Genomic DNA, 8325 nt, shown 5'->3' on the forward strand with positions numbered 1-8325 from the left:
CAACAACAGCAGGGGGGCGGGGGGATCGGGGGGGAGTCCGACAAACACCCCCTCGGAGCGCAACTCGACCCGGTAACCGGGGCCGTTGCCGGTTGCGGCGCCAAGCAGGGGGAGCAGCTCCCAGCCGTGCCAAGGGCAGCCCAGCAAACCCTCCGAGGTGCTCGATCCCCGAGAGCGAATCTCGTGCAGGTGGGGGCAGGGGAGGATGGTGAAGTCTTGAATTAGGTTGAAACGGCCAAAACAGGTGCCGAATTCGGTGCAAACCACCGATTCGATCCGCCCCTTGGGTAGGTCGGCCAAGTCTTTGGCTCGAAACCAACGCCATGATCCAGATGGTGTGCTCATTGGGGTACCCTCCTGGGTTTCGACCTACCCTTGTGCGGCCACATTCGATCTACGCGGCGATGATCTCAGCCACCCCCCCCGCCTGGCTGTAGCGCATCCCACATCGCTTTATAACGACTGTCCAAATCGCTGAGTTCGCGGTCGATCCGCTCCAGTTGGGCAAGCCCTTGATGGGGCGAGGTTTCCCCCCGGTCCAGCACCCCTTTGAGCTTTTCGCGCTCGGCAAACACCACCGCAATCCGCCCCTTGATCCCCGCCAGAAGCGCCTCGGTACGCTCACCCTCTAAGTGGGTGTAGGGGGGAAAGGTTTGCAGGCGGGGGTCGTATTTGGGGGCGCCGACGGTGAAGTGGTAGAGGCTTTGAAAGCGATCATCCCTAAGCCCAAGAAGTTCATGCACCGGGTCGTCGAAGAAGCAACCGATCCCGGTCCCCCGCACCCCATGCGCCTCGGCGTGCAAGTAGAGCGCCTGCCCGATCAGCCCCGCCTCCCAATAGAGGGTGCGGTAGGCGGCGGGGCCATCTTGGTGCAGCACCGCGTCGAAGGGGGCGAGCATTCCCAGGCTGAAGGCGCTGCTGGATGCGATCTCTTGATGGCAACTGAGCATTCGCGCCGCCTTGCGGGCGTCGCTTCCGGTCAGCCGCATCAGGGGCAGTCCCTCGGGGGCGGCCTCGATCGGGGCCGGATTCCAGTCCTCCCGAACCCGCTTTTCTAATCCACCGCCGCGCGAAAATAGATACAGACCGGGTTCCAACCCCTCCACCCGATGGACAAAAAGGATCAGGTCGAGACGAGGGGGCAGGGGCCAGAGGCTCCAGGGCAGCCCCGCCTCGGGCAGGGTGGCCCGGAGCAGGGCGAAGAAGCGCTTTTTTGCCAGCGAATAGGAGGGATCAAAGGCCTGGGCGCTGCGCCGTTGCCGAATCAAAGGGGCGAGCAGGGGCGATGGGGGATCGGGCGGCGGCGAAGGCATCTTAGCGGCGGTTTCAGTGACTGCCGGGGCGTCACTGTGGCACGCCTGGGCGACCTCGCCGATTACCGGCCAGGCGTTGCGAGGCAGATCGCTCAAGCGGTTGGCCTGCCCCTGCCAACGACCGGCCTTGGCAAGATCTCCCCAGGAGGCGCGCTGCCAATAGGGCTCGGGATCGGGTCCAACCGCCACAAGCAGATCGGGCCACTCCTGCTCGGCGTTGGCGAAGTCGGCATTGCGGTCGAGTCCGAGAAGGGCGGCGATGGTGTTGTCCCCCGCCGGGCAGATATGCACCTGCCAACCCAGCGTCGCGGCGGCATACCCAACCGCCCCCAGGGCGTGTCCCACGTCGAGCTGCACGTAGCGAAAGGCCCGCTCCCCGTATTTCCAGGCTTCGCGCTGGGCGATTGAACTGAGCCCCAACAACAGGGCAGGGGGATGCCCCTGGGAATCCCAAGCGCAGCGCTGCTCCAGGGCGTGTTGATCGGCCCGGTAGTGATGCACCCCGTCGGGGATGCCGACCACGCCCCATGACGCCACATACCCCTCGGTAGGATGCAGGTTGCCGCTCGATGGATTGCAGCGCAGCGCCCAACGCTCGGGCCCTGCTGCTTTCCAGGCCGATAGCCCCAGCGAGAGCTCCAGCAACTGGGCGACCGAGGCGTGATTCAGGGGGGCGGGGTTGCTGGCCGGGGCGGTCAGGGTGGCATCCCCCGCTGCGACACTCAGGGGCAGAGGCAAGAGTGGGCATCCGGCAAAGCGGCGGAAGGGGTCGGGTTGCGTGTCCCAGTCGAGGTAGCCGGGCCCGGCGGCGTAGCGATCCAACCGGTGTTTGGTCCGGTTGTGGTAGGCGCGGATCGTCTCCAGCGGGGTATCTTGGGGGGGCATCGCGTTACCTTCCAAAGGTGGGGGGAACCAGGATGGACGTCGCGGTGGTTGTGGGGTTCAAGTCCGGCTCAATCCCATGGCACGACGCAGCGCCTTGAGCGATTGGAGGTCTGAGGCCAATTCAAGCGCCGTGGTGTCGTCGACGTTGCGCAGGGATGGGTCGGCCCCGAGTTCAAGAAGCAGGGTGACCATCACCCCTTTGCCCGCCGAAGCGGCGTACATCAGGGCGGTGTTTCCCTCGCGGTTGGGGTGGTTGGGATCGGCCCCCGCAGCCACCACCGCCCGCACCACCTCGGGGTTTTCCCCCACGCAGGCCAGCCAAACCGCCCCATTGCCGTCGAGGGTGGCGGCGGTCGGGTCGCCCCCTTGCGCCAACGCGGCCCGAACCGCCGCCAAGTTCCCCTGAGCCGATGCCTCCAACAGGGGGGGCAGTTCAGGGTCTGTGGGGGTGCGGTGGTGCAGCCACCCCTGCCAGCCGGTATCGAGCTCATGCACCTGAGAAAACCCCATTCCCGCCAGCAACTGCGCAACCTCTTTGCTGGAGTGGCCCCGATAGCAGTAGAGCAGCAGCGGATGTTGCCACTTGCGGGTTTTGACCAATTCATGGAGCAGGGCGTCGCTGAAATGGCGGGCGCCGGGCAGATGACCCCGCTCGAAGCTGGCGGCGTCGCGCAGGTCGAGCACGATGGGTTCGCGCTCGCGCAGCAAAATCAGGGCGGAATCGACACTCAACGATGCAAAGGGCATAGGCGATCTCGTGGTTTGTGGAATCCATACTGGGCCTTCAGCCTCCAGCAAGATCGAGACCTGGATGAGCCCGTTCATGTTAATCGTTGATTTAAAAAGGAATTGATGGATGTAATGGCGAGCGTCGAGGGTGGGTTTTGGGCGACGCTGTCGTGTATGTGAGGTTTACGACCGAGTGTGATCCTTTCGGTCGTGCCACGGTCGGTTCATTCTGAGGGAATGGGCTGTTGATGAATTTCCAAGGAGCTGAAATGACACCCCACATCTTGCCGCCATCGCCCTGGAGTCAGAGCGAAACCCAGCTACGCCACACCTGGCAGATCGATCCTCTGCAGGGGCTCGATGGGGAGGTGGTGCGCCAGCGGCTGCACCGTTTTGGCCCCAATAGGCTGCGCGAGGTCCGTCGCCGCACCGTCTGGGAGATCCTACGCGCCCAATTCGAAAGCCTGATGGTTCTATTTTTGGTGGTTGCCGCCGGGCTGGCCTTCGCCTTCGACGAAACGGTGGAGGGGATCGCCATCGGAGCGGTGATTTTGCTCTCGGTGGCCATCGGGTTTGTGATGGAGGTCCGGGCCACCCGCTCGATGGAGGCGCTGCACAGGCTCGGGGTGGCGAGCGTCCGGGTCCGGCGGTCGGGGCAGGAGGTCGAGATTCCCGCCGACCGGCTGGTGCCGGGCGATGTGGTGCTGGTCGAGGGGGGCGACGTGCTCACCGCCGATCTGCGCTGGATCGAGGCGGCCCGGCTGCAAATCGACGAATCGCCCCTGACTGGGGAATCGCTGCCGGTGAGCAAAACCACCCTGCCCCTGCCCGAAACCACCCCTCTGTCGGAGCGCAGCAACATGGGGTTCAAGGGGACCGCCGTGCTGCTCGGTTCGGGTGTGGGGCTGGTGGTCGCCACCGGCATGGCGACCGAATTGGGGAAGATATCGGCCCTGATGCAAGAGACCGACGGCCGTGCTACTCCGCTGGAGCTGCGCCTTGAAGAGATGGGGCGGCGGCTGATCGGCGCCACCCTGGCCATCGCTGCCCTGGTGGCGGTCAGCGGCTGGCTGGCAGGCAAAGATCTCTTCCTCATGGTCGAAACCGCCATTGCCCTAGCGGTCGCCGCCATTCCCGAGGGTTTGCCGGTGGTGGCGACCATGGCGCTGGCCCGGGGGATGTGGCGGATGGCGGGGCGCAACGCCCTGATCCGCCGCCTCTCGGCGGTCGAAACCTTGGGTTCGGCGACCCTGATTTGCACCGACAAAACCGGCACCCTGACCGAAAACCGGATGACGGTCACCGTGGTGATGCCCCCGAGCGGCGAAGCCCACGTGGCCCCCAACGGGCTGTTGCGGGGCGGGGAGCTGATCGGCTCCGACCCCGACCTGACCCGCCTACTTGAGGCGGTGGTGCTGTGCAACAACGCCAGTCTGGGGGGCAAACCGGGGGGGGCGGTGGGCGATCCCCTTGAAGTGGCGCTACTCGAAGTGGGGCTCACCCGGGGGATCGAGCGCAAAGCCTTGTTACAACAATGGCCCGAGCTGCGGGAGGAGGCCTTCGATCCCGAGGCGCGGATGATGGCGACCCTGCATCAGGTCGGGGCGGGGATGCGCATTGCGGTCAAAGGGGCTCCCGAGTCGGTGTTGGCAGCCTGCCTAAGCTGGCATGGCGAGGGGGGGCAGACCCCGGGGGGGCAAGCCCCCTTCGGGGACCACGAGCGGCAGATGTGGCTGAGCCACAACCGCGCCATGGCGGCGGCGGGGCTGCGGGTGTTGGCGGTGGCCGAGCGCTTTGATGGCCAGGGACACCCCTTTGCCGATTTGACCTTCCTCGGTTTGATCGGCCTGCTCGATCCGCCGCGCCGCGATGTCCGTGAGGCCATCGATACCTGTCAGGCGGCGGGGATCAGGGTGGTGATGATCACCGGCGATCAGCCCGAAACCGCCCGCTCCATCGCCCTGGCCACCGGTCTGGTCGACGATCCCGCCACCCCGGTCATCCTGGGGTCTGAGCTGGGTTCGGGGGGGCAGTGGTCGGCGGCAAGCCGTTTGGCGATTCAAAGTGCCTCGATCCTGGCCAGGGTGACCCCGGCGCAAAAGCTCAATTTGGTTCGGCTGCATCAAGATTGTGGCGAGGTGGTGGCGATGACCGGCGATGGGGTCAACGACGCCCCGGCGCTACGCCAAGCCGACATCGGCATCGCCATGGGGCGGCGGGGGACCCAGGTGGCGCGGGAGGCGGCCGATATGGTGCTGGCCGACGACGCCTTTTCGACCATCGTGCACGCCGTGGCCCAGGGGCGGATCATCTTCGGCAACATCCGCAAATTTGTCCTCTACCTGATGTCGTGCAACGTCGCCGAGATCATGGTGGTGGCGCTCCCCTCGTTGCTGGGGGCGCCGCTCCCCCTGCTGCCGTTGCAAATCCTCTTTCTCAACCTGGTCACCGACGTCTTTCCCGCGCTGGCCCTGGGGATGGGGGAGGGGGATCCCGGAGCCATGAATCACCCCCCCCGCAACCCCAAGGAGCCGCTCTTGACCCGCCATCATTGGTGGCTCATCGCCGGGTACGGCGCCGTGATGGCAGCGGCGGTGTTGGGCGCCTTTGCGTTGGCGCTGGGGCCGCTGGGCTTAAGCGCAGGGCAGGGGGTGACGGTCAGCTTTTTAACGGTGGCGCTGGCTCAGCTGCTCCATGTTTTCAACATGCGCGACCGGGGATCGACCTGGTGGCGCAACGACATCGTGGCCAACGGTTGGGTTTGGGGGGCGCTGGCGCTGTGCGTTTTGCTGTTGGGGCTGGCGACCTACGGCCCGTTGTTGCCGGGGGTGTTGGGGCTGGAACCGATTCCCCTGGATGCTTGGGGGGTGGTGATCGGCATGAGCGTTCTGCCGCTGCTGGTGGGGCAGGTGGGTTTGGGGGGGCGAGGGCGAAGGGATTGATGCGGTGGCGTGAGGGACTCAAGACCTCCCATGTTTATCCCAGCCCATTGATGTCGCGCACCTCAAGAACCCTTTTCGGAGCGCCGCGTTGCACCACCGCGATCATGGCGCGGGCGACCTGCTCCGAGGTACCAACCATGTTGGGAAAGAGTCGACGCAGGATCCCCCAGAAGGGGCGGGTGAAGGTGTAGAGCCAGCGGTACGAGTCGGTTTTGGACTTCACCCCGTGCATGGGGACGATGAAGCCGGGCCGGAACACCACCCCCTTGAACGGCAGCGCCAAAACGGCGTTTTCGGTCGCCCCCCGCACCCGAGCCCACATCACCGAGCCCTTCTCGCTGCTGTCGGCCCCGGCCCCGGAGCCGTAGACGAAGGTCATGTTGGGGTTGAGCGCCGCCAGCGCCTCGGCTGCCGCTAGGGTGTAGTCATAGGTGACGCGGCGGTAGTCGGCATCACTCATGCCCGACGAGGTCACTCCAACCAGGTAGAAACAGCCGTCATACCCCCGCCAAACCGCTTCCAACGGCTTGAAATCAAGAAAATCGGTGTGGATCTGCTCTTGGTATTTGGGGTGGGTGAAGCCGCTGGGCTTGCGCACGATGGCCAAGATGCTTTCGACGTTGGGATCGAGCAGGCACTCGCGCAGCGCCGCCTGGCCGATCATGCCGCTGGAACCGAAGAGGATGATGTTCATGGGTTCTTTCTGGGTCGATTGCGTGGGAGTCAATGCCCCTTGAGCGGTAGGAGCGCCCCCCTCGGCGCGATGCCTTTCTGCCCATGGGGTCAACCTGGTTGTTGGGTCGATACCGGCTTCCCCTTCACCTCGTTGGGGTTTAGGGGCACCGGAACGACGCCTCACCCCCCCTTTAGCCCGCGCTCGAACCGCCGGTATGGCTGAGCACGCTGCTGAGCGAGTTGAGTTTCTGGCGGATGCGCAGCAGGTCGCTGGCGAGGTTCTTCAGGTGGTTGGCGTAGACGCCGTCCTTGTCGCCATTGAGCACCACGGTCGGCTCGAACCAGGTATCGCGCAGCTCATGAATGATCGAGGCTATCAGTTCCCCGCCGTCGTTTTTCTGCAAGACCGTTTGAAAGTCCCGCTGCACCGCTTGCATCTCGATGTACATCGCGTAGGCGACCCCCTTGCTGTAGTAGAAACGGTCGTCGGTCTCCAGCCAGCCCAGGGTTTCGTCGGTCAGGCTGGTGGTGGCGGCGCCGAGCAAAGAGGCGTATTGATCCAGCAGTTGGATCAGGTTGTCGGAGCGGGGATAAAACTTGGCCTGATCTGAGTTCAGCCGCTCGACATACCGCGCCAACGCAGAGGATGCCTCGTTCATGCGGCCTTCATAGGAGGGGAAGATCCATTTGTGGGGGTCGTTGCTGTAGAACTCGAAGGCCCGCTTCACGTCGTCGTCGATCTGGTCGGTAGTGCGTTGACGCGAAAGGTCGTCGCGCAGCACCCGCACCGAAAAACGGATGGTTTCGATGACCCCGAGCTGGAAGTTCTGCTTGTTGTCGAGCCAGGCGGTGAGCGGCAGGTAGTCGTTGGGGGTCCAGCCGGTGAAGGAGTCGAGTTCGGTTTGGGCCAGCGTCCGGTTCACCTCCACAAAATTCACCCCCTCGGCCCCCTCCAGCGGCGGCGTGAACGGCTCGCTTTGACGGGAGCCGACGTAGCCCCATGCCGAAAGCAGCACAAGCAACGCCACGCTCCCCACGGCGGCAAGGGCCTTGTTGGCCAGGGTTTCCCGCAGGGTGTCCAGGATGTTTTCCAGTGTCGGGTTCATCGTTGTTCGTCCTCTGTCTGCCGTGCCGTATTCACGAAAAGTCTGGGAGAGAGAGGTTATAGGGTGTGGGGGTGGGGGTGAAGTCATCCCCGCTCAGGCGGGGATCCAGCAAGGCGTTTCAAGCGGGGAGGTCGATTCGCTGGGGACGGCTGACGCAGCGCGGCGGTGTTCCCCCTTTGTTCCTCTCCCGCCCCCCCCGCCACCACTGGATCCCCGTTTAGCGCGGGGATGACGCCGAGGGGACGGAAGGGCAAGCGGGAGACTCATCCCTCCGCTGCCCCCGACGGCAACCTTTTTGAAGAGCCGAAATTGTAGGCTCGGACCCCATGCGCGAACGGCGGGCCAAGGGTTGCCCACAGGCACGGATGTTCGGTGACCGGAGCGGTGGGATTACGCGGTATGGCAGCAAAGAGGACCGGTAGCCGATTCGGTGCGAACCGTGATATACAGAATCGGTATAGCACGGACCCTGAATGGGAAGGCACCAATGGGGAAAGCCAAGATATTTCGGGAGGTAGAGGGGCTATGAGGTCTTCGGGGGGCGCACTTCTGAAGTCGTGCTACAAAGAATCCGCCTATCACTGTTATGGCGGATTCCGCCTAAGAAACTGTTAGGGTAAATCATGCCGAATGACGATTTAATGTTGCTTGTTTTAGAAAACATGAAGAATTCCT

General features: G+C 64.3%; 5 protein-coding genes and 1 pseudogene. 1 reads left to right on the forward strand and 5 read right to left on the reverse strand.

Translation table 11 applies throughout. From position 1 onward, the window contains the following. The 3 genes and pseudogenes from AUJ55_10000 to AUJ55_10010 all read right to left on the reverse strand — a co-directional run bounded on the left by AUJ55_10000 (nt 1) and on the right by AUJ55_10010 (nt 2945). Nucleotides 1-300: pseudogene (locus AUJ55_10000) on the reverse strand (hypothetical protein). Nucleotides 301-410: 110 nt separating this feature from the next. Beyond that, entirely contained in the window at nt 411-2198 is a 1788-nt protein-coding gene (locus AUJ55_10005) for a hypothetical protein (protein OIO55710.1), read from the reverse strand. A 57-nt stretch (nt 2199-2255) separates the two neighbouring features. Continuing rightward, nucleotides 2256-2945, reverse strand: coding sequence for a hypothetical protein (locus tag AUJ55_10010; GenBank protein ID OIO55711.1), 690 nt, complete (start codon nt 2943-2945; stop codon nt 2256-2258). Between the two features lie 251 nt (nt 2946-3196). Between AUJ55_10010 and AUJ55_10015 the strand changes: the two genes are divergently transcribed. After that, a complete protein-coding gene (locus AUJ55_10015) occupies nt 3197-5869 on the forward strand; it encodes an ATPase (GenBank protein OIO55712.1) in 2673 nt (890 codons plus the stop codon). Nucleotides 5870-5903: 34 nt separating this feature from the next. Here AUJ55_10015 and AUJ55_10020 read toward each other — a convergent pair whose 3' ends face one another. Together AUJ55_10020 and AUJ55_10025 are read right to left on the reverse strand one after the other, a co-directional pair. Next, nucleotides 5904-6563 carry an epimerase gene (locus AUJ55_10020; GenBank protein OIO55713.1) on the reverse strand — a complete coding sequence of 220 codons (660 nt, stop codon included), beginning with the start codon at nt 6561-6563 and terminating at the stop codon, nt 5904-5906. Nucleotides 6564-6735: 172 nt separating this feature from the next. Next, nucleotides 6736-7650, reverse strand: a complete 915-nt coding sequence (locus tag AUJ55_10025) for a hypothetical protein (GenBank protein OIO55714.1) — start codon at nt 7648-7650, stop codon at nt 6736-6738. Nucleotides 7651-8325: the final 675 nt, after the last annotated feature.

The sequence above is a fragment of the Proteobacteria bacterium CG1_02_64_396 genome (genome assembly GCA_001872725.1).
Taxonomy (GTDB): domain Bacteria; phylum Pseudomonadota; class MNWR01; order CG1-02-64-396; family CG1-02-64-396; genus CG1-02-64-396.

Excerpts from the sequence above, each read along its gene's own strand:
- AUJ55_10005 (OIO55710.1), bottom strand. The coding sequence starts at position 2,198 with ATGCCCCCCCAAGATACCCCGCTGGAGACGATCCGCGCCTACCACAAC.
- AUJ55_10010 (OIO55711.1), bottom strand. The coding sequence starts at position 2,945 with ATGCCCTTTGCATCGTTGAGTGTCGATTCCGCCCTGATTTTGCTGCGC.
- AUJ55_10015 (OIO55712.1), top strand. The coding sequence starts at position 3,197 with ATGACACCCCACATCTTGCCGCCATCGCCCTGGAGTCAGAGCGAAACC.
- AUJ55_10020 (OIO55713.1), bottom strand. The coding sequence starts at position 6,563 with ATGAACATCATCCTCTTCGGTTCCAGCGGCATGATCGGCCAGGCGGCG.
- AUJ55_10025 (OIO55714.1), bottom strand. The coding sequence starts at position 7,650 with ATGAACCCGACACTGGAAAACATCCTGGACACCCTGCGGGAAACCCTG.